Genomic DNA, 26,296 nt, shown 5'->3' with positions numbered 1-26,296 from the left:
ATTATGTTGCCCGTATTGGATTGAATAATACAAAGAAAGACCGTTTCACTAAATTTTATTTATATCAAATGGAGTGATTCAGCTTGTTAATCATAAAGGAGCGTGTTTTATATGCATTCTATAGAGCAAATAGGTAAGTGTTTTTGGTATATCACACCAATATCAGAGACAGATCGGCCAATATTGGGAATGGTTGTTGGCAAAAATAAGACATTAATGATTGATGCAGGTAACTCGGAAAACCATGCCAAATATTTTCTAGATGAATTATTAAAAAGAAACGTTTCAAATCCAGATATGGTTGTCCTTACACATTGGCATTGGGATCATATTTTCGGACTCTCAGCTCTAACAAATGCAGTATCCATTTCCTCAAAAGAAACAAAGATGGCAATAGAAAAATTACAACATCTTTCATGGTCTGATGAAGCTCTAGATGCACGAGTTAAAGAAGGAACAGAGATTGAGTTTTGTGCAGATGCGATAAAAAAGGAATTTCCTCATCAAAGAAATATCACAATTGTATTACCAGATGTAATCTTTGAAAAACAGCTGGAAATCGATCTTGGGGAAGTGACCTGTATCGTACAACATGTTGGCGGAAGTCATGCTTCAGATTCTGTAGTTGTGTATATCAAAGAAGAAAAGATTCTGTTTTTAGGGGATTGTATCTATTGTGATATTTTTTCTGAAAAGAGGAATTACAAAATTAATGAAACGCTTCAACTGTTAGATACACTAGAAGCATTTGACGCAGAAACGTATATTCTTTCCCATTGGAGACCGATTTCAAAAGAGGAGTTCAATCAAGAAATCACAATGCTTAGAACCATTGCAACATATACAGATACTTTCAAAGGTGAAAAACAAAAAATAGTAGAAAATTATAAGCAATATGTGAATAGGGAACTGACTGATGATGAATTAGAGGTAATAGATGAATTTACTAATGGCTATTGAAAAATGTGTTTTTATATTACGAAATAGCTGGTTTGAATGCAATTTTTTATTTAAATAAAAAATATCTAGAAGTGATATATAATTTAATTGCATTTTAAGTAGCTGTTGAGATTGTATTTGTCTTACTTAAGCTTCATTTAAGAGCACTAATTAATCACAACCTATAAACCATTAAAGACAATAATTCAAGAAGGATTATTGTCTATTTTTATAGAATTTAATGAATTCATGAGCAGATTTGTTGCAGAAAATGAAGGTGGTTAGTCTAATGTCTACTTTATATTGCTCAAATACATATATTCCAGAATTAGTACAAGCTAGCAAGTTATTAGCTGAAAGGAATAACTTTGAAAACTCTTGTTCAGATGAAGCTGAAAGACTATTATCAGTTCTCGTTGGGCAAATAACACATGGGAAAATTCTTGAGGTTGGCACTGGTTTTGGCGTAGGGAGTTCTTGGATACTGTCTTCTATTGCTCCAACAGCAAAATTTATTACGGTGGATAATTCAAAAGAAAAAATTGATGCTACTGCTCACCACATTAGACATAAACAGGCTGAATTTATTTATGGTGATTGGAAAGAGGTTATTGCTAAAGGACCGTTTCAATTTATTTTTGCCGATGCAGCAGCTGCAAAAACGATTGAAGGAGAGCTATTATTTCATACATTAAATGTTGGGGGAATGTTATTTATGGATGATTTTACTCCAGAAGAACAATTTCCAAATGAATGGAAAGGGAAGCCGGATAAAGTTAGGGAATATTGGCTAAATCATAGTGGATTAATAGCAACAGAAATTTATTTAACACCAAATTCAGCTGCAATACTGGCAACAAAGATAAAGTAAATTAGAATAGGAAGTGTATCTATGGAAGTAGCTAAAATGTTGAATATGAATAAGGAAGGCTGGGATAAATCCGCAGAACGTTTTTTCGGAAGAACGGCACTTCCTGAATACGGCCCCTTTGCTTTAAGCGAAAATGACCTTAACTTATTTGATGATATTTCAGATAAAAGGGTTTTGGATATTGGATGTGGTAGTGGACACTCATTAGAATATATGGCGAATAAAGGTGCAAAAGAGTTATGGGGATTAGACCTTTCAACAAAACAAATAGAAACTGCTACTCATTTATTATCAAATTAACAAGCAAGTGTAAATTTATTTGAATCTCCTATGGAAGTAAATCCAGGAATACCAAATAGTTATTTTGATATTGTATATTCTATTTATGCTTTAGGGTGGACTGTTGACCTCCAACAAACATTATCAAATATATATAGTTATTTAAAGCCAGGTGGGATTTTTATATTTAGCTGGGAGCACCCTCTTCATGACCGTTTATCCTATGAGCAGTCATCATTTAATTTTAGTAAATCTTATAATATTGAGGGACCAGAGTATAATGAAGCATGGCATCATAATGTGATTATTTATCATAGAAAATTAAGTACCTATATAAATACACTAGTAGAAGCTGGATTCATAATTGAAAAGGTAATAGATGAGGTTGCCTTGCCTGACACTCCCTCGGAAAATCCTTCAAAATGGTATTCAACCCAAAAGGCACAATTGGTTCCTGCAACTTTTATCATAAAAGCATCTAAAAAGTTTTAAATTATTGATAAACTATCAGGGAGCTGTCGAATAAGCTCCTTTTTGTTTGTACCTATTGTAGAGTTATATCGTGAGTAATGAACTGCTTCCCCATTGCTAGACACATCTAATCATGGGGAAGCAGTTCATTATGGTATTCAAAATTTTTTCTTAAAGGATGTTAGGGGATGATTGGGAATTTATAGTATGAAAAATGAAGAATATTTGAACAGCTTGATAGCTAGCGATAAAGAGGCTATTCTAATCTTAATTTAGTTCTTTAATTTTTCATCTGAAGGGAGATTGACGATAATGAATAAAGAAAAAGTAAACCGAGTTGTGCTAGTTGGGACAGGAGCTGTAGGCTGCAGTTATGCGTATTCCTTGATTAATCAGGGGGTAGCTGAGGAACTAGTACTAATTGATGTGAACGAAGCAAAAGCTGAGGGCGAGGCAATGGATCTTAATCATGGTATGCCATTTGCGCCTTCACCAGTCCATGTTTGGAGCGGCTCTTATCAAGATTGTGGCAGTGCAGACTTGGTTGTTATTACGGCTGGATTAGCACAAAAACCAGGGGAAACTCGCTTACAATTAGTTGAAAAGAATACAAAAATATTTAAAGAAATTGTCAAAAACATTATGGCAAGTGGATTTGATGGCATATTTTTAGTGGCAACGAATCCAGTAGATATTTTAACATATGTTACATGGAAGGAATCAGGCCTACCAAAGGAACGTGTAATTGGCTCTGGAACAGTATTAGACTCTGCACGACTCAGATTTGCATTGGGACAATACTTCAATGTGGACACAAGAAATGTCCATGCTGCAATCATTGGAGAACATGGCGATACAGAGCTTCCAGTTTGGAGTCATACGATGATTGGTATTGAGCATCTCGATACACTTTTAAAGCGCAAGGAAGATTTCAAAAAAGAATGTTTGGACGATATTTTCATTAATGTTCGTGATGCGGCTTATCAAATTATTGAACGCAAGGGCGCAACATATTATGGAATCGGCATGTCCCTTGTACGAATTACGAAGGCCATTCTTAATAATGAAAATAGCATTTTAACTATATCCGCTTATCTAAATGGAGAATATGGACAAAACGATGTCTATATCGGCGTACCAGCAAAGATAAATCGTGCGGGGATTCAAGAAATAATTGAAATTGAACTTAATGATACAGAAAAAGAACAATTCAGTCATTCTATTCAAGTACTGAAAGAGACGATGAAGTCAGTTATTTAAGAAGGAGTATTAAGGGATTTATCTTGGTTCAGGAGCATTGAAGGTGAAGTCTTCTGTATTTGACGCTTCGCTTTCGATGCAAAAAATCTGTCGAACCAAGATACAATACCTTAATCATTTTTTAGCTAAGTAACTTGAAAGTCATCTTGTGGTTCTACTTATTATGAATAATACGATACAAAAATGCTACAAACTGTGCGCGTGTGACAGGAGCATTCGGATGGAAATAACCATTATCCCCAAGAGCAATTCCTTCATGCTCTAACACGGCAATATAGCCTGTGCTCCAATGATCACTAGCAACATCCATAAAGGAGCTCTTACTTTCAGGCGTTAATCCAAGCACACCAACAAGCACTTTGGCTAATTGTGCCCGAGTCATGTTTTCAGTAGGTAGGAAAGCTCCATTTGAACCATCTATAATCCCAGCCTGTTGCAATGTCTTAATCGCATCATAATAAGGATGGGTTGGTGAGACATCTGAAAAATCATCTGATGTCCGTACTTTGTCGAATGAGAAAGCTCTTGTTAATAATAGTGCAACATGCATACGACTAATAGATTCCTCTGGACGGAAAGTGCCATCTTCATAACCTCGAATAATGCCCTGTGCTGCTAATTCCTCAATCATGTCCTTTGCCCAATATTGCTGTAAATCTTGGAATTTTACAATAGCAGTTGGTTCTTGTGGCGTTATAGGCTCGTCTACTTGTAATGGTGTCCACTTCGCATAGAGTGCTAAGCTCTCCTTTACAAGTGCGCCATCTACCCATGGTTTTGTAAAAGCTGCATCTTGATACCAGCCAGCAAAACGGAACCCTTCTTTTGTCGGCACAGGTAAATTATTTATTTTTGTATTAGAAGTCAATTCAATTGGTGGTATCACTGTACCATCATTTGTGTGAAACGCAATTTTTACAGGTACTACAGGAGAAAAATAATAATCATTCGATGGTGGTATATTGTTGTCATTTGATGCTGGTGGTGTAGTATTACCTCCTGTTGGGGGCGAGCTTACAATCCATTGCGCATACAGTGTGACATTCTCTTTACCTATTGGAAATGTTGCGTTTTCCGTATACGCTATACCTTTGCCATCAGCTTGTGTATTCCAGCCTGCAAATGTATAACCTGCTCGCATCAGATTACCACTATTGCCTTGAACCTTTACTACTTCATTTTCCTCATATTTTTTATTGTCCCGTGGTAGTGCGCCATTTGCATCATATTGCACTTGGTAGGTTGGATTTGTTGTCCATTGAGCATAGAGTATGACATTTGTTGCACCCATTTTGAATGTATCATTTGGCATATAGGCTATACCCTTGCCATCAGCTTGTGTGTTCCAGCCTTTGAATGTATAACCTACTTTTATGAGATTGCTACTATTATTTAATACTGTGACACTTTCATTTTCCTCATATATTGTATAATCTTGAGGTACTTGTCCACCTGTTGCGCCGTTTGCATCATACAGGATTGTGGCATTCGCTAGATTTTTCGTCCATTGAGCGTATAGTGTGATATTGTTAGTGCCCATTTGGAACGTTGTATTTTCGGCATAATGTGTACCTTTACCATCGGCATGTGTATTCCAGCCAGTAAACGCATAGCCCGCTTTTCCTAAATTACCACTATTTGCATGTACGGTTACTGAATTATTTTCCTCATAAATTGTATGATCCTCTGGCACATCGCCATCTGTCGCCTCATTTTTATTGTATGTGACAGTATAAAAACCTGCTTCATATGCGCCTAAATCAATGATTCCCCCTTGAATACGGGTCTTACCAGCAAGATCAACTAGCGTATTGTTGTGTCTATTGTCTCCTTTATTAATTGCTGGTGAGTGTGCTTTTAGGCGATAATCGGACGTACTTGCATTAGTAAATAGATCTTCATAGTTATAAATAGTCGTTTCTATATTTGTTTTTGTTTTGTGGAATTTAGCTAGTATTGTGTGATTGTCCTCTACGTCCAATAAACTACTTTCAATTGTCCCAGTATAGTTAAAAAGGGCAGGCTCATTATGATTACCTACGATAAGGCTGTTTCGGATGACACCGCTACCACCATAAATAGGGTATTTTATTCCTTGTGAAAATCTATCTTTTGATTGATTGTCGCTAATTGTGGCATTTATTAAGGTGAAGCTACTCGTAGGTTCATTAGCTATAGCGCTACCACCATCTGCTGAATTGGTATAGAACACTGCATTCATGAGAGAGGGGTTACTACTATTTATATTGAGCATGCCACCTCCAATATCTGTTGCTGAATTGTCATGGAACGATACATTCATAAGAGAGGGACTACTACTATTAAAATTAACTATCCCGCCGCCTAATTGTGCTGAATTGTCATGGAACGATACATTTGTAAGAGAGGAACTACTACTATTCATATTGATCATCCCACCACCGCCCATTGCTGAATTGTCATGGAATGTGACATTTATTAGAGTAGGACTACTTGCGTCATTCAGCATGCCGCCCCCCATCTCATGTGGAGTAATACCATTGGCATTTCCTGCTGTAATCGTCACACCATCTAAAATAGCTGTAGCGTCTAACTGTAAGCTGGCTGGATGATAAAGTACATGGTAGACATTATCTGTATTATCGCCTTCTATCCCGATATCTCCACTTAAAGTAGTTTCATTCAATCTCCAATTCCGTTGTGCTAAATCAGTTTCTGTCCCGTTGAAACCGCCATATAGCGCTACATTATTTTTTAACTGGAAGGTAGCTGTACGTTCGTCTGCTGGGTCTATTTTAATTGTTGGTTTATAGGTCCCAGCTGCTAGCCATATTTGTTGACCACTTTGGACGATATCTAATGCTGATTGTAAATCGGTGAAGGCATCTTCCCAACTACCGCCAGTATGTTGCCCAGTTGCATCTTTCTTGACATAGATCACATTATTAACGGATAGCTGATTGTTTACTTGTACTGTTACCGTGCTATTAGTTGTCGTGACTCCATTTGGCATATCATTAATAAAGCTAAATTTTGGTATGGCATCGTTCTCAACTTGTATTTTTGTATGAGCACTTACTTGATTCGTATAGAGTAATTGCAAAATAAGAAAAAACACTACTATAAGTGAAAAAACTCTAGTAATCCCTTTCATAGAACACCTTCTTTTAAATTTTTAAAATATTAGATTAGCTCATTAAATAAACACATATCCCTACAATGCCTACAATAATAGCTAAAATAACAAAAAACCATCGAGTAAATCTCCATGATAAATTATTACCATCCCACCATAATCTCACATAAAAGATTACGCCAAGTATGATCGTAAAAATACTACTGTATATAGCCGTTTCTAGATTGCTCATATTCTAACTCAAACCTCCTCATACATAAATTTAGAAATTATAAAACCCCTATGACGATGTATTCTCATCATAGGGGCAAAGCTCTATTTTTTGTAGTGACTTTTCATTCTAAAAAAGTCACGTTTTTTTGCTCCATAAAACATATTTTGAAAGTTCATCTCTGTTAGATATACCTAGTTTTTCGTAAATTTCCAATACGATATTCTTCAATCTCCCCACTGAAATACTATGCTGTTTTGCAATATTTGTGTAAGGAACACGGCGTGCAACAAGCTGGGCAATATGGTGTTCTCGTCGAGATAGGATAAGCGTAAGATTGTCCTGTGCAAAGCGATTGTGGAAGATAACCCAATTTTTCCATGTACAGTTCCATTGTGCAATGATGGTCTCATAAGATTGAGGGAATTCGAGTAACAAATGTCGTTCCAATAACCCTCCCAATGCTGTTACTCTATCTGCAAACGGTGTAATAAAGCTGTGAGGTAAGGCGATGTGCATAGTATCCACTAACCAGTGTATGGCGTCCTCCTCTTGCTTCGATGCATAACATGCCATAGAACAAGCTAAACGTAAATAGATATCCATGAAGGTAACTCCTTGCTTGGAAGTGTTTAGTGTCAATGTAGTTTGTGCCACAGCTAGCATGGCATCGAACTGGTTAATGGAATAAAAATACCTTGCTCGTAAATAGAGAGCCGAGGGTTTGAGACCAGATGGAAGAGCATCAAATGCGCCTTTCTTAATCCAGTCAGGTACCACATTTGAAGTAATGGAACTTACACTTAGTGCAAGCTCTGCAATAGCAATAACGCTGGCATTAGTACTATCCTTTATATAACTTTTGAGAAAGGTTTCGATTTCTATATAGGTGGCATAATCGCCTAAAGTATTAGCGGCTGCAATCGCTATTGAAGAGATACATAATCTTGCTGCATCATCTCCTTTAGTTTGATGGTAGCATTCCAATGTTTGTTGGAAATTTCCTCGCAAATAAGCAAGATGGGCTTCATAGACATATCGTACTTGGATATCATTTATAGTATTTAGAATAGCATCAGGATTATGTATAGGCATGGGGATAGAGGTAGCAGCCACCATATGGAGGAGGTCGGAAGAAAATAAATCTTGGGGTAGCCTTTTTTCTCTCCCTAGATTAGTAGGTTTTTCTGCATTAGATGGAATCATCCATGACCTTCCGTATTTTTGGGCATTTGGTATCCGTCCCTCAGCCAGCAATCGTTGAACTTGTCTAATTGAAACGCTCCATTTTTCAGCAATCTCGGCAGTGGTTAAGTATTGCATATAGATGAACCACCTCTTTTAGTAGAATTTTATACCATAATTATAGTCGTTTAAACGACGTATTACAATGAAGGATAGAAGGTAAAAAAGAGAGAAGGCTATGTAATCTGCCTTCCCTCTTTTTTTATTTTTGCACAACAGGAATCCACATTTCACCAAATACTAAACCATTGCGTTCGCCCATTTCCACCGTGGTATTTGGACCGCCAACATAGGCATAATCCGTTACTTCTGCTAAAGCTTGTCCAAAGGCAATACCAGTCAGCTGATTGCTTAATTCCTCGGCTGTATTGGCTTCACCTTTGACAACTAGATATTTACCTTTAGGAAATTGAATGATTCTTGTCGCCTCTGGTAATGTTGCTGTTGTCATAACACCCGCATAGTGCATCATTTTGTTATTCACAGCTTCATTCACAGCAAAAATATAATCATTTGTTGCTAAATTTTTGAGTGTATCTAATTGTCCATTCTCTTGGATTGCTTGCCAAAAATCAGATTTTTCTTTGTTGATACCAACGAAATCTGTGTAATCACTTTTTAATTCAACACCAATTCCTAATACGGTGAAACCTTCTTTTTCTTCAAGAATATAATTGCTCATGCTCATAACCTGCCTTTTTTTAGATTTAGTCAAATGACTTGTCTTTTCATTTGATATGTTTATAATAGCGTTTAATCATATCAAAAAATGATACTATTTAGGAGTCCATCATGAAAAAAGTCGAACGGATTAATGTCATTATGCGGTATATCAATAATCGCTCCCATTTCACCATTTCTGAAATCATGCGGGAATTTCATATTTCTCGTGCGACAGCGATTCGAGATATTCGAGAAATTGAAGCCATGGGGATGCCTCTTGTCGCAGAGGTTGGGCGAGCTGGTGGTTATTTTGTGATGAATAATTCTATTTTACCCAATGTTCGCTTTACTGATAACGAAATTAAAGCGCTTTTTATTGCTTTTATGGCAACGAGGAATCAGCAGCTACCGTATTTAACGAGTCGACAATCATTAGCTGAAAAATTACTAGGTCTGATTTCGGAAACGCAGCAAGATGACCTTGTATTGTTAAATCAAATGTTACTTTTTGAAGGAACAAATCCACATAATCCTGATTTACTTGAGCTATCTGATTTGCCACATCCAATGCTAGAAAAGCTAATTCAAATCATTCTTGTCGACAGTTATTTATTGCTCACACTAAAAGAGGGGCAATATTCAATTTACCTTGTCCATCTTTATCATGAAAAGGGTGTATGGTTTATTGAAGGCTTGGATTTAAAGGAAGAAAAGAGGAGAATATTCGCTGTCGATAAACTAATAGATGTCACATCTTTTATGGTGAAAAAACGGCTGAATAAAAAGAAGGTATTGCAAAAGCTTAGTGACCAGCAGGAGATCAACCTTGTGCTAGAATTAGCGCCAAAGGCAATTGCTCAATTTAAAAAATACCATCCTTTAAAATTTTCTCTTTCTTATACAAATCCATTCCAAACGACAGGTATTTTAAGAATCTTTATTGATACAGCAAATACAGAGGAAGTAACGGAAATTATAAATTGGTTGCTGTTTTTAGGTGAAGATATGACGATAAAGGAAATGCCAGCAGAGGTTTTAGAAGGTTTGAAGAAAGTAGCACAGTATATTCAAAGTCAATGTTAACTAAAATGGCAAAGGCTGTCGGAAGTTATTTCAGCTACTCTTTTCTCGACCATAACAGCAAGAATGAGGACGAAATAGAGTGGTGTTTCTTGCTAGAATGAGAACTACAAGCTTGATGTAGAAAGGATGAGCGTAACATGGTAACCAAAATTAATCTTACATTTGAAGAAATGTGGGAGAAAATTATGGCTTGTGACCGCAAATACGATGGTTTATTTTTTACAGCTGTCAAAACAACAAAAATATATTGTCGCCCTTCCTGCAAATCAAGGAAGCCGAAAAAAATCAATGTAGCCTTTTATGATGATATGGAAGCTGTTGAAAAGGCAGGATTTCGTCCATGTAAAAGATGTCAGCCTGAAATTGAACATTCGCCACATGATGCGGTGGTGATTCAAATTATCACGTTTTTAGTGAATCACTATAAGCAACGTTTAACGTTACAGGATATAGCCGACCAAATTGGCTTGAGCCCTTATTATTTAGAACGGTTATTTAAACAAGAAACGAATGAAACACCACGCACATACTTAGAAAAAATACGTGTGGATAAAGCTGCCTATCTTTTGAAGAGTACAACATTAACGAATTTGGAAATTTGCTATGAAGTGGGCTTTCACAGTACCTCTAATTTTTATAAGGCCTTTCGTAGTTTAAAAAATTGTTCACCGAGTGAATATAGGAGAGAGCTTCTAAATGCAGTGGAATGATTATGAATACTATATAGAGATTTTTCCACCGAAGGAATTTAGCTTTGCAGAGTGCTTACTTTTTTTGGACAGGTCTAATTTAGAGGTGCTTCATCAAATAAAAGAGGATGCTGTCTATAAAGTAATACAAGGTGTTGTATGTACAGTGACGTATGTGAATCCCTGTATTCAGGTGAAATTTGTATCGGAGAATCCACCAGCTATCGTACGTCAAAATGTAGCCCAATATATTTGGGAATGGTTTGATTTAGAAAGTGATTTACACGATTTTTATCAACTGGCAAGCCAAGATGATGTATTAAAGCCACTTGTTGATAGCTACTATGGTTTAAGAATTATCGGTATTCCAGATTTATTTGAGGCGCTTGTTTGGGCGATTGTTGGACAACAAATTAATTTAACTTTTGCGTACACATTAAAAAAGCGATTTATTGAGCAGTTTGGAGAGTGTGTTATTTTTGAGGGAGAAGCATTTTGGATGTTTCCAACTGTAGAAAAGATAGCAGGATTAAGTGTGGAGGATTTAAAATGTTTGCAATTCACAACAAGAAAGGCTGAGTATATTATTTTTATTGCGCAGGAAATGATGTGTGGTAGCCTTTCAAAGGAGCAATTATTGGAAACACAGGATATTCAAAAATCACTAGTCTCCATAAGAGGTATTGGCACATGGACAGCCAATTACGTGATGCTACGTTGCTTGCATCAAAGTACAGCATTTCCAATAACAGATGTCGGTCTGCATAATGCGTTAAAAGTTTTACTCAACCTTGAAGAAAAACCAACAATCCATGAAATCGAAACATATGCAGTGAATTGGCAAGGGTGGCAAGCATACGCTACCTTTTATCTTTGGAGGTCATTATATGGAAAAAACATATAAATTAGATTACAAATCACCCATTGGCATCATCGAAATAGTGGGGACAGAGAAGGCTATTATTTCGATATTATTTTCTGACAAAGAAAAGGCAGAACAGGTGACAGCACCACCCATTTTAATAGAATGTTCTACTCAACTTGATGAGTATTTTAAAGGGCTACGTCACGAATTTACGTTTCCTTATCAGTGGGAAGGTACAGATTTTCAGAAAAGGGTATGGAGCACGTTAACAACTATACGTTATGCTGAAACGGCATCCTATAAAGACATAGCGATTGCTATTAATAATGAAAAAGCGATTCGGGCAGTGGGGAGCGCAAATGGGAAAAATAAGTTAAGTATTATCGTTCCTTGTCACCGTATTATAGGCTCTAATGGCACATTAACTGGTTATGCTGGCGGTCTATGGCGAAAAGAGTGGTTACTAAATCATGAGCAATCAATGAAAAAGAGTAGGTCTTAAACGAGATCTACTCTTTTTACTATTAGATCATACAAAAAGAAGGGCTGATTTCCAATGAATATCAGCCCGAATAGATTATCTTGCAGAAATACCACCGTCAATAATGAATTCTGACCCTGTAGAGTAACTAGAATCATCAGATGCTAAAAATAGCACCATTTTCGATACTTCTTCTGGTTGCGCAATACGTTGTAATGGAATATGTTTTGAAAATTCCTCTACGGCTGCCTTTGTATCTTCTTGTACAACCATTGGTGTAGCAATAACACCTGGATGGACAGAGTTGACACGAATGTTGTAATGTGCGGCTTCTATTGCGGCTGCTTTAGTCATACCACGTACAGCAAATTTCGTATCTGTATAGCCAATTGCTCCTGCTACTAAACCATTTAGAGAGGAAATGTTCACAATTGAGCCACCATTAGCTTTTTGCATAGAAGGAATCACAGCTTTCATCCCTAAAAATACAGAAACTTGGTTAATATCTACAATGCGGCGGTATTCTTCTAAAGTTGTTTGCATTAATGATTTTGCCATTGTAATACCAGCATTATTGACTAAAACATTGACAGGACCAAAAGCCTCTTCTGCTTTAGCAATGACTGTTGCCCAGTCTTCCTCACTTGTCACATTTTGTTTTACAAAGATAGCATTTGTCCCTAATTCAGTGGCTAATGCTTGTCCTTTGTCTTCATTTAAGTCGGTGATGATTACCTTTGCACCTTCTTCAACGAATAATTTTGCATGGGTAGCGCCCATACCTTGTGCAGCTCCTGTAATAATCGCTACTTTCCCTTCTAAACGAGCCATAATGAGTTTCCTCCTAAAATATAATGATGAAGTGTTGATAGTCAACACGGTGAATTGAAATAAACTACAATTGTAAATTAACAGAATTAAATAGCTGGTGTCAATTCAAAACACTTATTTCAGAATATTTATCATAGCTATTGTGCTAAGCTGCTTTGAAGTCGTGTTATACTTTGTACAAAGTTTGTATGAAATTAGGTGACTTTAGCTATGGCAACAGAAGATCGGCGTATTATTCGAACACGCAAGAAACTAAAAGGTGCAATGTTAGACTTATTAAAGGAAAAAATGTTTAAAGATATTTCTATAACGGAGATTGCAAAGGTAGCTGGTTGTAATCGTGTCACATTTTATTCGCATTATGATAATAGTACGCAACTATTGGCAGATATCTTTAAGGACTATTTAGAGGAGCTTGCTCAATATTACCGAGATAGCTATAAGGGAAAAGAGTCGTTTTCATTAGCTGATCCGACACCAAACATCCCCATTTTTGAATTTGTCTATAATAATCAATTTGTATTTTCGCTTATGCTTATGGGTGAGGTGATTCCTGGCTCTCAAAACATTTTTTGTGATACGATGGGGAGTATTAGTCGCAAAGATTTAAGTTTACAAGCAGAAATTGGCTTTGATATTGATATTTTAAATAGTTATGAAACATATGCATTTTTAGGCTTATTTATTTATTGGATTAAACAGGGTTTTCAAAGTACGCCTCAAGAAATGGCAGAAAGATTAGCACTTTTACACACGACTCCTCTTGGTGAAGTGAAAGTTGTTTCTGATATATCGACATAAGCCTCTGTTTTTCATAAAATCCGATGCTGAGTTGAAAACTAGTAGTTATCTGATTTTTCTGATGTTTATACGCTCGTTTGGCTTATAGGTATGTTAAAATAAACAAAGACAAGCTAACATAACAAGGAGAATGATTATGTATAAATTATTAACAATTGATATGGATGGTACATTACTAAATAATAATCATGAAGTGACAGCAGAGGTTCGAGAGGCTTTGCAGGAGGCACGTGCAAAGGGAGTAAAGGTTGTTTTATGTACAGGTAGACCACTAGCGGGTGTTCAATCATACATAAAGGAGCTGCAATTGAATGGAGAAGAGGACTTTGTTATCGTGAATAATGGAGCGATTGTGCAAAGTACTTATACAAATGAAATATTATTTAAGCAATTTTTAAATTATCAGGATTTAATGTTAATCCATCAAACAAGCTATGAGCTGCAAACACCACTACACTTTTTTGATGAAAACTGTTTATATACAACAAATAAATTGATTAGCCCTTATACCGTACACGAGGTATATCTCACAAAAATACCTTTCCGTTATACGACATTTGATGAAGTATCACGAGATATTGAAATGCCGAAAGCCATGTTTATTGATGAGCCTGCAAAGCTAGATGCGACAATTGAGCGTATGCCAGCGATTATGAAGGAAAAATATGCACTTGTCAAAAGTGCACCATTCTATTTAGAAATTCTTCATAAAGAGGTAAGCAAAGGCACAGCGGTGCAAAAGTTAGCTGAAAAATTAGGCATTGCACGTGAAGAGATCATGGCAATGGGGGATAATGAAAATGATTTATCCATGATTCAATACGCAGGTTGCGGTGTGGCAATGGGCAATGCAATTGAATCTGTAAAGGCTGTCGCAGATTATGTGACAATCTCTAATAACGAACACGGTGTTGCACATGCAATTCGTGAATTGATTTTAAAATAAGATATACAAAATAGCCATCTGGTAGCAGTTCTTATTGCTACTAGATGGCTAAATTTATGCATATTTTACAGAGGCATATGTGATTCTAGTATTTTCATGTTTATTGAAGGTCTACCTGCATACGTCCAACGCCCTGCAAATACTGCCCATAGCGTGCAATCTCTAATTTGACGGGGCTAACAGGAGGTTTTTGGTTAGTGTCGATATCGAATGCTTGCCACATGAGTAGAAAGTTCTCTTCCTCAGAAATACTGGATAGATTCGCATAATAAAGTGTGCCTTCTGCATCAATTAAATGATTAAATGCTAATGTATGTTCCTTTTTGTGATAAGGTGCCATTTTATATTGAATTTCAAAATGATCTTTAATTTCAAGGTCTAGTTGAATGGTTGTAGGTTGATGAATGACCTGCTTTTTATCAAAGTCAATCATTACAAATGCATCCTCTTTATTAATAGCTTCAATATTATGGAATTCAATCGTCATATTTTTAGGTGTACGGAAGTAATTGCTTTCAAGCATAATGCTAAACTGTGTATCCTCGTATTGTCCAAATCCGACGATGCCGTTGCGAATTTTCCCCCATTCCTCTTGTTGTTCATCATAAATACGAATATCCCCAAAGTTCAAGATTTTTTTAGAATTGGATGAATCAATGGACATTTTTAGCTCAGAGCGCAATGGTGAAATAATGAGCTCATGCACGGTAAAACGTTGTCCATCTACTATTAGCTGTTTATTGATTGGGTAGTGCTTAGATGATTGAATATCCTTTTGTAAGGTAAAGGGAATAGCAAATAATGTTTCTGGTTCTTCATGTAATGTTAGCTGTAGTTCAAAGTCCTTTGATGAATAATCCATGCCTTGGATTGCTACAACGTCGATTTTATTTTCCACTTCATATGTGCCCTCGTCGTAAGCAGGCCAATTACTTGTAACGGCTGCTTGGATAAGCTTCCCATTATGTTTGACTTCAGGTAGAATCGATTTAAAATTTGCTAAATCTTCATTTGAATGAAGTTTATAGGAAATCATCATACCTGATTCATCAGCAACAACACCCGTAATGGTAAGGGTTTTACCGTTACGTGTTTGACTTTCATTCATCGGTTCAAAGTATTCATTATAGACAATATCCTTCATGCCTTTATCGTAGGCGATTAATTCAACGAGGGGCTTTAATCCTGGAATTTGTGCGACAGCCTGTGCAATAGCAGGTGATAAACGAATAGAGCCTATCATAACAAGCAATAGAAAAGCAGCGGCTAATGTTAGTTGTATAAATCGTTTTTGGCGCAGCTTCTGTTTTTTAAGGCGTTGATAGGCAAGTAGCTGAGCATCTGAGTGGAGCTGGTCTACTGATATGGCATCCAGTAAGTCAGTATATTTTTCTGGGTCAACTAATTTCATGAAATGTCCCCCTCTCCCCATAAATGACGTAGCTTTTTTAAGGTTTTATGTAATCGAGATTTTACTGTACCTTCAGGAATATTGTGTAATGCGGCAATATCACTGTTCTTTAAATCTTGAAAGTATTTCAAATGAATTAGCTCCTGTTGGTCAGTAGGAAGCTGCGTAATAATGTCATTTAGCTCAAATAGCTCTGTCATATGCTGAGGTTGCTCCATGAGTTGATCGGTAATCACCATGCGCTTTTGCTGACGTTGCATCATTAAACAAGTATTAATGACAATGCGTACTAGCCATGTTTTAAAATAGTGTGGCGATTGTACCTTATGAATATTTTTCAAGCATTGATAGGTCATTTCTTGAAGTGCATCATTTGCATCATGCTCATTTCGCATATAGCTATAAGCAACACGATACATCGATTCCTTATATAAAGCGAAGAGTTGGAGTTGAGCCGTTTCATCTCCATTAATGGCACGTTTGGCAAGGTCAATTTCATCCATTTGCACGCCTCCTTTAGTCATTAGATGTATTATGTAAGCATTTCGTTCATTTTTTTTTAACAGTATAGTAAAAACAACATACATCTTCTAGTGTTCAGAAGATGTATGTTGTTTGATTGATTACCAATTTGTATGGAATATTCCTTCCATATCATTACGCTTATAAGTGTGAGCGCCAAAATAATCACGTTGGGCTTGTAGTATATTGGCATTCGATATACCTGTACGGTAGCTATCATAGTAGGCTAATGATGAGCTTAAGCATGGTAGGGCAACACCCGATTGAATGCCTTCACACACAATATTACGTAAACTTTGTTGATAGCTAGCTGTTTTGTCAGCGAAATATGGTGCAATTAATAAATTCGCTAAATCAGCTTGTTTGTCATAAGCATCACTAATAACATTTAAAAACTCTGCACGGATAATGCAGCCATTACGGAAGATTAACGCAATATTTTGTAATGGTAAGTTCCACTGATAAAGCTCAGATGTCATTTTATATTGTGTAAAGCCTTGCGCATAGGCACAAATTTTAGCCATATATAACGCTTGGCGTACATGCTCAATCCATTGCTCTTTATCCAATGCTTGTGTACGATTTGCAGGTCCTGCTAAAATGGCTTGTGCTTGTGTGCGCTCATCCTTTAATGCAGAAATATAACGTGCAAAAAGAGCCTCTGTAATAATAGATGCTGGAATGCCATTGTCAATTGCTTGTAAACTTGTCCATTTACCAGTCCCTTTTTGTCCAGCTTGGTCTAGGATAACATCGATTAATGGTAAGCCTGTGATATCATCTTTTTTGCGTAAAATCTCAGCGGTAATTTCGATTAAATAGCTTTTTAATTCACCTTGATTCCAAGCATCAAAAATAGCAGCAATTTCTTCTACAGTTAATCCCACATTGTTACGCAAAAATGTATAAGCTTCAGCAATTAATTGCATATCAGCATACTCAATACCGTTATGCACCATTTTAACAAAGTGACCTGCACCTTTTGGACCAATGTATGTGCAGCAAGGCTCTCCATCTGCCTTTGCAGCAATTTTCGTTAAGATAGGGGCAACCTCGTTGTAAAAATGAAGATCTCCACCAGGCATAATAGAAGGACCAGTTAATGCGCCAACTTCACCACCTGATACGCCAATCCCTAAATAACCGATACCATGTGCATGTAATTCATTGTAGCGGCGCTCCGTATCTTGATAGTGAGAGTTCCCACCATCCATGATGATATCGCCTTTTTGAAGCAATGGAATTAAAGACTGGATAACAGAATCAATTGCTGCACCAGCTGTCACCATTAGAAAAATTTTGCGTGGTGTCGCTAATGATTGAACAAATGTTTCTAGCTCATAATAAGGTGTAAGCGTTTGTCCCTCTAGCTTTGTCATAAGCTGATCTGTTAAATCTCGTGTATAGTTATATACCGCTACTTGCTCATGATTATTCGCCATATTTAATGCGATATTGCTTCCCATAACTCCTAAACCAATGACACCAATTGTATTGACCATTGTTTCCACTCCTTATACAAATAAACTTAGTAATAAAATAAAGCCTAGTCCTGCTACGGAAATAATTGTTTCTAATAATGTCCATGTAGCAAATGTTTCTTTCATGCTTAAGCCAAAGTATTCTTTAAACATCCAGAAGCCAGCATCATTTACATGAGAGGCTACTAAGCTACCTGCGCCTGTAGCTAGTACAACTAATGCTAAATTCACATCTGTTTGTCCAAGCATTGGAATAACAAGCCCTGCTGTTGTTAAGGCAGCAACCGTTGCCGAACCAAGAGAAACACGTAAAATGGCAGCAATGATCCATGCAAGTAAAATTGGTGATAAATTTGTACCGTAGAATAGCTCAGCCACATAGTCACCAACACCACCGTTAATAAGCACCTGTTTAAATGCACCGCCACCACCGATAATTAATAGCATCATACCGATATGAGAAATGGCCGTTGTACAGGACTCCATCACCGTTTTGATTGGAATTTTGCGTGCAATACCCATTGTATATACCGCTACTAATAATGAAATGAGCATCGCTGTACCTGCATCACCAATAAAACGAATGGCTGCTAAAAAGCTATTATCCTCAAAGCCCATCGTTTTTTGCAGCAATGTAATAATTGTAGCAATCGACATTAAAATAACAGGTAGTAAGGCAGTGAACACACTAATACCGAAACCAGGTGTATCTTCAAGCTTAAATGTTTTTTGCTCACCTAATGAAGCGATATTACCTGTTTTTGTAAATGATTCAGGTACTAATTTTTTAGCGATTTTCGTAAATACAGGACCTGCTAAAATCACAGTAGGAATGGCAATGATAAAGCCATATAATAATACTTCTCCAATATTCGCACCGTATTCACCTGCGATAACAGTAGGACCTGGATGTGGAGGTAGGAAGCCGTGTGTGACAGATAATGCGGCGGTCATCGGAATCCCTAAATATAAAATAGAGACTTTTAATTGTCTTGAAATCGCAAACACAATAGGAATTAATAATACAAGACCTACTTCAAAGAATAGCGCTACCCCAATAATAAATGATGCAGCTACAACAGCCCATTGAATGCGCTTTTCGCCAAATTTATTGACTAAAGTCATGGCAATGCGTTGTGCACCACCTGAATCAGCAATTAATTTACCTAGCATCGCACCAAGTCCAAAGATAAGTGCTAAGTGTCCGAGTGTGCCACCTAAGCCAGCTTCAATTGTTTTAACAATTTCCTCTAAAGGCATACCTAATGCTAAGGCAACACCAAATGAAACGATAATAAGTGAGATAAATGTATTGAGCTTGAAGCCCATAATTAAAATTAATAACGCAATAATCCCAATTCCTACAATAACTAATGGCATGTAAACGCCTCCTTTTATTGAATTAGCCCACGTTGATACTGGGCAATTGCTGTATAATCTTGTTCTAATGCTCGTGATAAATGAATGAAAATCGGCAATAATTGACGATATTCTTTTATGGCTTCCTCTTTTGGCATATGTTTATATGTTTCACCAACCATATCAGCTACAACATCAAAGGAATCAATTCGTTCTGTAGCATATAGCCCTAAAATACATGCACCTAAGCAAGAGCTTTCATAGCTTTCTGGCACGATGACCTCTGATTCAAAAATATCTGCCATCATTTGTCGCCAAGTTTCAGAGCGTGAAAAGCCACCTGTTGCCTGTATTCGTGTGACAGGGCCGTCCATACACTCCGTTAAAGCTAAATAGACGGTATATAAATTGTAAATAACCCCTTCAAGGGCAGCCCGAATCATATGCTCCTTTTTATGAGCCATTGTTAAGCCAAAGAATGACCCACGTACATCTGGGTTCCATAAAGGTGCACGTTCTCCTGATAAGTATGGGTGGAATAATAACCCATCCGATCCGGGTCTTACACGTTCAGCAATCTTTGTTAATACCTCGTATGAATCAATGCCTAATCGTTTGGCTGTTTCTATTTCAGAAGAGGCAAATTCATCTCGAATCCAGCGAAACACCATACCTCCATTGTTGACAGGCCCACCGATTACCCAATGCTTTTCTGTTAAGGCATAGCAGAAAATTCTACCTTTACTATCGGTTTGTGGCTTATCAATAATGGTACGAATAGCTCCACTCGTGCCGATAGTAACGGCAATTTCCCCCTTATGAATCGCATTGACACCTAGATTAGACAACACACCATCGCTCGCACCAATGATAAATGGTGTTTGAGGATCAATTCCCATTTTTTTCGCTAGTTCGAGTTCACAACCTTGAAATGATTGTGTGGTTGGCACAAGTGTAGATAATTGCTCCCTCGAAATGCCTGCAATGTGTAATGCTTCTGTATCCCAATCCAATGTTTGAAGATTCATCAATCCCATACCAGAGGCTAGTGAATGGTCAACAACGTATTGATCAAATAGCTTTTTGAAAATATATTCTTTAATACTGATATATTTTTTAGCTTTAGCTGCGATAGCAGGGTACTCATGTGTGAGCCAAGCGATTTTACTTAATGGTGACATCGGATGAATTGGTGTACCTGTACGCAAATAAACAGCATGTCCGTTAAGCTCTTCTTTAATTTTGCGTGCCCATCCTTCACTACGATTGTCTGCCCATGTAATAACAGGTGTTAAAGGTTGGCCTGTTTCATCGACAGCAATGACACTGTGCATGGCACTACTAAAAGAAATAAAGGCTAATTTTTTCTCTATGTGCTGCGACATAATAGTGGCGATAGCTTGTAGTACAGCTTGAAAAATTTCCTCTGGATTTTGTTCAGCGGTTGAAATATCAGGCGTATGTAACGGGTAGCCTATATTTTCTTGCTGAATAACGGCACCTTGCGTTGTGAATAATACGGCCTTTGTGCTAGTTGTTCCAATATCGACACCTAACATATATTCAGTCATTTTGCTGTTCCACTCCTTTTATGAGTATTTGTTGAGATCTCCATAAATCCTCGACTTTTCCTTGAACATCATCAAAGTTGTCATGTAAAGATTGCACCATTAATTTTCGGTCTTTCGCTTGAATGGCTTCAATATAGAGTTCATGGTTTTTCACAATACGTGGAAAGTCCTCATATTTTTCTTTGAAGCGCATACGCATCGATAATAGAATGAGGCCTTCCATAACAGGCTTTAGGTTATTCCAAATCATTAAAATATAAGAATGTTCAACGGAGCGAATAATCGTTTCATGAAATAGCAAATCTTGATAGGAAAATTCGTCTGCATCGTGATATTTAATAGCAACTTTCATCATTTCTACAATTTTGCTTAGCTCCATTGTTAAATCAGCTGTTTCTATTTTTAATAGACGTTCAAAAACAAAAGTTTCAATTAATAAACGTACATCATAAATTTCTTCAATTTCTTTATCTGTTAAACCGAGTACGACTGCCCCCATACGCTCTAAACGAATAAGATTTTCAGATGCCAGCATTCTTAGTGCATCGCGAATGGGTGAACGACTAACGGCAAATTCAGCGGCTAATTTATTTTCAGAAAGAATGGTACCGCTTTCAATGACACCTGAAATGATATGCAATCTTAGTTCAGAAGCTACTTGCTCACCAGTAGAAGACTTAGCAAGCCATTTTTGAGGATAGAGTAAATTTTTAGGCTCATTCATCATAAGTTCACCTTCCAACTACAAAGTATACTTGTATACAAGTATTATAAACGGAATTGTCAATAATGCAAGCGCTTTACAAATAAAATAAATTAAATTTTCAGATTTTTAAGCATAAAAGTATGAGAAATGCAGTTATGGCAAGGGATTTTACTAGTATGGATGAGATAGAAGTGATATGATAAATTTTATGGATTAGCTTAATTACAAGAAAAAATTTTAAAATAGATGATGATAAATAAGGATGGATAATACTATGCAATATAAATTAGTTGTATTAGATATGGATGGTACATTGTTGAATGATAATCATGGTGTGTCAGAAGCAAATAAGGAGGCCATTCACCGCATAAAGAAAATGGGCGTCGGTGTAACAGTGGCAAGTGGAAGAACATATGAATCCATTTATCCTTTTATAGAAGATTTAGGTATTGATTTACCGATTATTGCAGCGAACGGAGCTTTTATTAAAAACCCTTTATCTGGTGAAGTGTATTATTCGGAAAGCTTACCTCGCCATTTAGCAGAAGAAATCATTGAATATGGGCAAAAACATCAGTTTGAAATGAGCCTTTACCTTGATGCAGAAGTACATACTTTTAATGAGAGTATGGCAAAAGTCCACCTAGAGTTAGAAAAGTTACAGGCTAAGCTTATTGACAAGTTCGATAGTGATAAAGAATTATATAAAATTATTTATGGCCAAACGCCAGAAAAGATTGAAGAGGCATGTGAATATTTAGCCGATAAATACAAGGATAGCCTTTATATTACACGTTCAGCAGATATGTGTTTAGATGTTATGAATATGAATGTATCAAAGGGGAATGGTCTTCAACAAGTGATGGAGAAGCTACATATTTCACCTGAAGAAGTGATTGTGATGGGGAATAGTTTTAATGACTTACCAATGTTTGAGGTGGCGGGTCTTGCTATTGCTATGGATAATGCACCACAAGAGGTAAAGAATATGGCAGATTTTGTTACTATATCAAATAATGATGATGGTGTTGCACATGCGTTAACTAAATTTATTGGTTAAGTTTTGATATACTGAAGATGTAATAAATATTGCTTCAGTGAAAAATATCAACGTCCTACTACTCATTGAGCATCACCGACAGATAGGGTAGTCTAACGTTTTAAGAGGTGCATAAAATATGCATTCACCATTGACTATGATTATTACTTTAGCTTGCACATCTGGTGTATTAAATTTGTATTTATGTGTGCATGTATTGATGAAACGCCATCATTACACAAAAATAGCTTATTGGTTTATCCTTTATACAGGTTTGCTGGCTATTTATTGTTTTGCCTCAGCATTTGGTCTGATGGCAACTACGATGACAGCTGCTAAGTTTTGGGTAACGCTACAGTATGTCGGAATCGCCTTTTCAGCACCAATCGGCTTACTATTTATCATGTACTACTTAGGATTGAAAATAACGACACAAAGGATTGTCGCCTTATTAATTATTCCTTGCATTAGCTTTATTATGGTAGCAACCAATGATATACACCATTTTCATTATAGAATATACGAATTTGACCCACATCTAGGAGCACCGTATATTGAGCAAGAAATCGGAATTTGGTATATTATTCACGGTGTGTTTACCTTTACTTGTCTACTTGTGGCATTTTTATTAGTGCTATTTCAATGGAGAGAGACAGCTAAAACATATCGTGTACAATTAATCTCTTTAATGTGTAGCCAACTAATCCCAATGGTAACGTCTTTTATTTATTTAATGGGTGTTATATCACATGGAATTGATCCAGTACCTATTGTTATGCTAATTTCCTCATTGTTATTTTTATGGTCTATTAGCTCCTCACGATTATTTCGCATTATGCCTGTGACGAAAGATGCTATTTTCAACAGTATCAATGATGGTGTTATCGTATTAGATGAATTTTATCGTCTTATTGAATTTAATCCAGCGTGTCAGAAAATGTTTCCTCAATTGGATAAATCAATGTTTGGCAAAGATATTTATGAGGTTTGGCGAATGTTATCAAAGGATGTTATGCCATTTCAATTAGATACGATTACGAGTAGTTATGAATGTCAATTAGAGTTGGCTGATACAGCGAGTTATACGTATCGAGTTCAAGTGACATTATTACAGCATTCTCAAAATAGTAAAGGCTGGCTCATTATTTTCACAGACATTACAGAGTTAAAAATGTTGCAAGGAAAGCTAGAAAATTTAGCTTACTATGATGAGTTGACGCAAATTTATAATCGTCGTGCCTTTTTCCAGCAGTGCAATAAGGAATTTGAAGAGGCACAAAGAACATCTACAGCCTTTAGTGTCATATTAATGGATATTGATTATTTTAAAAAAATAAATGATGTATATGGGCATGTTGTAGGTGACCATGTACTTGTTCATGTAGTGGAGATGTGTCAATCTCAATTACATCATCGAGAAATATTGGCTCGTTATGGCGGGGAGGAATTTGTTCTTGCGTTAAATGACTACACATTAGTAGAGGGAGAAGCTTTAGCAAACCGTATTCGCCAACATATCGAGACACATCCTTTTCTCTTAAACGGCGAAGCAATTTCAGTAACAGTTAGTTGTGGTGTTGCCGAAATGCAGGAAGAGTTGACTTTATACCAGCTTCTTAACCGAGCAGATCAAGCATTGTATGTAGCAAAACAGCAGGGGCGCAATCGAGTACAAGTGTCTGAGGATTAATGGAATATGGAGAAGTTACAATCAAAGGGTGTTTTTCCAATTCCTTTTGATTGTAACTTCTCTATTTTGTTTCTGCTGAAATAAAACAATAGAAAGCGCAGAAAATACTAATAATTCTTATATAGTTAGTTGATATGTTAATCTTCGACTAATTGTGATAAACTGCAATAAGGTAATAAATGATACAGGAAAGATTTGTGTGTCGATAAAGTGAATCTTTTCTGCAAATCTTAATATATAAGGAAGGTAAAAATGAGTAACAGACAAATTAAATCAGATGTTATCTTAATTGGTGCCGGAATCATGAGTGCGACTTTAGGAACATTGCTTAAAGAATTAGCACCAGATTGGAAAATTACAGTATTTGAAACACTTGATAAAGCAGGTGAGGAAAGTTCCCAAGAGTTAAACAATGCGGGAACAGGGCATGCTGCTTTATGTGAGTTAAACTACACATCAGAGAAAAAGGACGGCACTATTGATATTAGTAAAGCTATTAATGTCAATGAGCAATTCCAAGTGTCAAGACAGTTTTGGTCACATCTTGTGAATAAAAACATCATTCAAAATCCACAAGACTTTATTATGCCACTACCACATATGAGTTTAGTGCATGGGAAAGAAAATGTAGAGTTTTTGAAAAGACGTTTTGAAACAATGACTAAAAATCCTTTATTTGAAGGAATGGAGTTTTCGGATAATCCTGAAACATTAAAGCAATGGATTCCATTGATTATGCAAGACCGTACAACGGATGAACCAATTGCTGCAACAAAAATTGATACAGGTACAGATGTGAATTTCGGTGCATTAACACGTATGTTGTTTGCCCAATTACAGGAGCAAGGCGTAGATATTAACTATAAACATAGTGTTGATAGTTTGAAGCGCACTAGTGATGGCTCATGGGAAGTCAATGTCCATGACTTAGAAGGCTGTAAAATGGAATACCATACAGCGAAATTCGTATTTTTAGGTGCTGGTGGAGGAAGCTTAGAATTGCTTCAAAAATCAGGTATTCCTGAAGGGAAGCATATTGGCGGTTTCCCAATCAGTGGCTTATTCTTGGTATGTAAAAACCAAGAAATTGCGGATCAACACCATGCAAAAGTATATGGTAAAGCAAAAGTGGGCGCACCACCGATGTCTGTACCACATCTTGATACACGTTATATTGATAATAAAAAGACATTATTATTTGGCCCATTTGCAGGCTTTTCACCGAAGTTTTTAAAAACGGGCTCAAATATGGATTTATTCGCTTCTGTGAAACCACATAATATCACGACATTATTAGCAGCAGGTATGAAGGAAATGGCTTTAACAAAATACCTAATCCAGCAGCTATTATTATCAAAAGAGCAACGTATGGAAGAATTACGTGAATTCATTCCAAATGCGAAAAGCGATGATTGGGATACTATCGTAGCTGGGCAACGTGTACAAGTAATTAAAGATACAGAGGCTGGCGGTAAAGGAACATTACAATTTGGTACAGAGGTTGTCAGTGCAGAAGATGGTTCCATTGCGGCATTATTAGGGGCTTCTCCAGGAGCTTCTACAGCTGTTCATGTTATGTTGGAGGTCATTAGAAAATGTTTCCCACAACAAATGAATGAATGGGAGCCAAAAATTAAAGAAATGATTCCATCTTATGGTGTATCATTAGCTAACAATCCACAGCTACTAGCTGAAATTAACAAATCAACAGACGAAGCACTTCGTTTGAAATAAAGTAAAGAGCCTTCAATCCTATTAAGAGATTGA

General features: G+C 36.6%; 22 protein-coding genes and 1 pseudogene. 13 read left to right on the top strand and 10 right to left on the bottom strand.

Annotated elements, in window-relative coordinates; translation table 11 throughout:
* Nucleotides 1–111 precede the first annotated feature (111 nt).
* The 4 genes and pseudogenes from OPF91_RS16240 to OPF91_RS16225 all read left to right on the top strand — a co-directional run bounded on the left by OPF91_RS16240 (nt 112) and on the right by OPF91_RS16225 (nt 3,820).
* Nucleotides 112–960 carry an MBL fold metallo-hydrolase gene (locus tag OPF91_RS16240; protein WP_264989980.1) on the top strand — a complete coding sequence of 283 codons (849 nt, stop codon included), beginning with the start codon at nt 112–114 and terminating at the stop codon, nt 958–960.
* Between the two features lie 268 nt (nt 961–1,228).
* The gene (locus OPF91_RS16235) at nt 1,229–1,810 is read left to right on the top strand and encodes an O-methyltransferase (protein ID WP_264989979.1); all 582 of its coding nucleotides are present in this window, start codon (nt 1,229–1,231) and stop codon (nt 1,808–1,810) included.
* Between the two features lie 21 nt (nt 1,811–1,831).
* Nucleotides 1,832–2,581, top strand: a pseudogene (locus OPF91_RS16230) (class I SAM-dependent methyltransferase).
* A gap of 291 nt (nt 2,582–2,872) precedes the next feature.
* Complete coding sequence (locus OPF91_RS16225; protein WP_264989978.1) at nt 2,873–3,820, top strand: L-lactate dehydrogenase; 948 nt, start codon at nt 2,873–2,875, stop codon at nt 3,818–3,820.
* A gap of 154 nt (nt 3,821–3,974) precedes the next feature.
* Here the strand turns inward: OPF91_RS16225 and OPF91_RS16220 are convergent, their stop codons facing one another.
* The 3 genes from OPF91_RS16220 to OPF91_RS16210 all read right to left on the bottom strand — a co-directional run bounded on the left by OPF91_RS16220 (nt 3,975) and on the right by OPF91_RS16210 (nt 9,079).
* The gene (locus tag OPF91_RS16220; RefSeq protein ID WP_264989977.1) at nt 3,975–6,953 is read right to left on the bottom strand and encodes an InlB B-repeat-containing protein; all 2,979 of its coding nucleotides are present in this window, start codon (nt 6,951–6,953) and stop codon (nt 3,975–3,977) included.
* Nucleotides 6,954–7,284: 331 nt separating this feature from the next.
* Entirely contained in the window at nt 7,285–8,469 is a 1,185-nt protein-coding gene (locus tag OPF91_RS16215) for a helix-turn-helix domain-containing protein (RefSeq protein WP_264989976.1), read from the bottom strand.
* Between the two features lie 124 nt (nt 8,470–8,593).
* Nucleotides 8,594–9,079, bottom strand: a complete 486-nt coding sequence (locus tag OPF91_RS16210) for a GyrI-like domain-containing protein (protein ID WP_264989975.1) — start codon at nt 9,077–9,079, stop codon at nt 8,594–8,596.
* 104 nt (nt 9,080–9,183) lie between these two features.
* On the opposite strand from OPF91_RS16210, the gene OPF91_RS16205 reads away from it, so the two are divergent.
* The 4 genes from OPF91_RS16205 (at nt 9,184) to OPF91_RS16190 (ending at nt 12,193) form a co-directional block, all read left to right on the top strand.
* On the top strand, nt 9,184–10,137 hold the full coding sequence (locus OPF91_RS16205) for a helix-turn-helix transcriptional regulator (RefSeq protein ID WP_264989974.1): 954 nt from the start codon (nt 9,184–9,186) through the stop codon (nt 10,135–10,137).
* A gap of 137 nt (nt 10,138–10,274) precedes the next feature.
* Entirely contained in the window at nt 10,275–10,847 is a 573-nt protein-coding gene (locus tag OPF91_RS16200) for a bifunctional transcriptional activator/DNA repair enzyme AdaA (protein ID WP_264989973.1), read from the top strand.
* A complete protein-coding gene (locus OPF91_RS16195) occupies nt 10,834–11,730 on the top strand; it encodes a DNA-3-methyladenine glycosylase family protein (RefSeq protein WP_264989972.1) in 897 nt (298 codons plus the stop codon). Before OPF91_RS16200 ends, OPF91_RS16195 begins: the two co-directional genes overlap by 14 nt.
* Nucleotides 11,714–12,193 carry a methylated-DNA--[protein]-cysteine S-methyltransferase gene (locus OPF91_RS16190; protein ID WP_264989971.1) on the top strand — a complete coding sequence of 160 codons (480 nt, stop codon included), beginning with the start codon at nt 11,714–11,716 and terminating at the stop codon, nt 12,191–12,193. Before OPF91_RS16195 ends, OPF91_RS16190 begins: the two co-directional genes overlap by 17 nt.
* 75 nt (nt 12,194–12,268) lie before the next feature.
* On the opposite strand, the gene OPF91_RS16185 is transcribed toward OPF91_RS16190, so the two are convergent.
* On the bottom strand, nt 12,269–13,003 hold the full coding sequence (locus OPF91_RS16185; RefSeq protein ID WP_264989970.1) for a glucose 1-dehydrogenase: 735 nt from the start codon (nt 13,001–13,003) through the stop codon (nt 12,269–12,271).
* 210 nt (nt 13,004–13,213) lie between these two features.
* Between OPF91_RS16185 and OPF91_RS16180 the strand changes: the two genes are divergently transcribed.
* Nucleotides 13,214–13,804 carry a TetR/AcrR family transcriptional regulator gene (locus OPF91_RS16180; RefSeq protein ID WP_264989969.1) on the top strand — a complete coding sequence of 197 codons (591 nt, stop codon included), beginning with the start codon at nt 13,214–13,216 and terminating at the stop codon, nt 13,802–13,804.
* Between the two features lie 136 nt (nt 13,805–13,940).
* Complete coding sequence (gene yidA / locus OPF91_RS16175) at nt 13,941–14,750, top strand: sugar-phosphatase (protein WP_264989968.1); 810 nt, start codon at nt 13,941–13,943, stop codon at nt 14,748–14,750.
* 100 nt (nt 14,751–14,850) lie between these two features.
* Here the strand turns inward: yidA and OPF91_RS16170 are convergent, their stop codons facing one another.
* The 6 genes from OPF91_RS16170 to OPF91_RS16145 all read right to left on the bottom strand — a co-directional run bounded on the left by OPF91_RS16170 (nt 14,851) and on the right by OPF91_RS16145 (nt 21,818).
* The gene (locus OPF91_RS16170) at nt 14,851–16,161 is read right to left on the bottom strand and encodes a DUF4179 domain-containing protein (RefSeq protein WP_264989967.1); all 1,311 of its coding nucleotides are present in this window, start codon (nt 16,159–16,161) and stop codon (nt 14,851–14,853) included.
* Nucleotides 16,158–16,664 (bottom strand): sigma-70 family RNA polymerase sigma factor, encoded by a 507-nt coding sequence (locus OPF91_RS16165; protein ID WP_264989966.1) that lies wholly within the window; start codon nt 16,662–16,664, stop codon nt 16,158–16,160. Before OPF91_RS16165 ends, OPF91_RS16170 begins: the two co-directional genes overlap by 4 nt.
* Nucleotides 16,665–16,784: 120 nt before the next feature.
* On the bottom strand, nt 16,785–18,185 hold the full coding sequence (gene gnd / locus OPF91_RS16160) for a decarboxylating NADP(+)-dependent phosphogluconate dehydrogenase (protein ID WP_264989965.1): 1,401 nt from the start codon (nt 18,183–18,185) through the stop codon (nt 16,785–16,787).
* Between the two features lie 12 nt (nt 18,186–18,197).
* Nucleotides 18,198–19,544, bottom strand: a complete 1,347-nt coding sequence (locus OPF91_RS16155; RefSeq protein ID WP_264989964.1) for a GntP family permease — start codon at nt 19,542–19,544, stop codon at nt 18,198–18,200.
* 14 nt (nt 19,545–19,558) lie between these two features.
* A complete protein-coding gene (gene gntK / locus OPF91_RS16150; protein ID WP_264989963.1) occupies nt 19,559–21,094 on the bottom strand; it encodes a gluconokinase in 1,536 nt (511 codons plus the stop codon).
* A complete protein-coding gene (locus OPF91_RS16145) occupies nt 21,087–21,818 on the bottom strand; it encodes a GntR family transcriptional regulator (RefSeq protein WP_264989962.1) in 732 nt (243 codons plus the stop codon). The genes gntK and OPF91_RS16145 overlap by 8 nt, the downstream gene beginning before the upstream one ends.
* 256 nt (nt 21,819–22,074) lie before the next feature.
* On the opposite strand from OPF91_RS16145, the gene OPF91_RS16140 reads away from it, so the two are divergent.
* From OPF91_RS16140 to OPF91_RS16130, 3 genes are all read left to right on the top strand, one after another.
* Complete coding sequence (locus OPF91_RS16140; RefSeq protein WP_264989961.1) at nt 22,075–22,860, top strand: Cof-type HAD-IIB family hydrolase; 786 nt, start codon at nt 22,075–22,077, stop codon at nt 22,858–22,860.
* 118 nt (nt 22,861–22,978) lie between these two features.
* Nucleotides 22,979–24,529: a histidine kinase N-terminal 7TM domain-containing diguanylate cyclase gene (locus OPF91_RS16135; protein ID WP_264989960.1), complete on the top strand. Its 1,551-nt coding sequence runs from the start codon at nt 22,979–22,981 to the stop codon at nt 24,527–24,529.
* 252 nt (nt 24,530–24,781) lie between these two features.
* Nucleotides 24,782–26,263 (top strand): malate:quinone oxidoreductase, encoded by a 1,482-nt coding sequence (locus OPF91_RS16130; RefSeq protein ID WP_264989959.1) that lies wholly within the window; start codon nt 24,782–24,784, stop codon nt 26,261–26,263.
* Nucleotides 26,264–26,296 lie beyond the last annotated feature (33 nt).

The sequence above is a fragment of the Lysinibacillus piscis genome (genome assembly GCF_026012395.1).
In the GTDB taxonomy this organism is placed as follows: Bacteria; Bacillota; Bacilli; order Bacillales_A; family Planococcaceae; genus Lysinibacillus; species Lysinibacillus piscis.
Note: the sequence above shows the minus strand (reverse complement) of the source record. Positions and strands in the feature narration are given on the sequence as shown.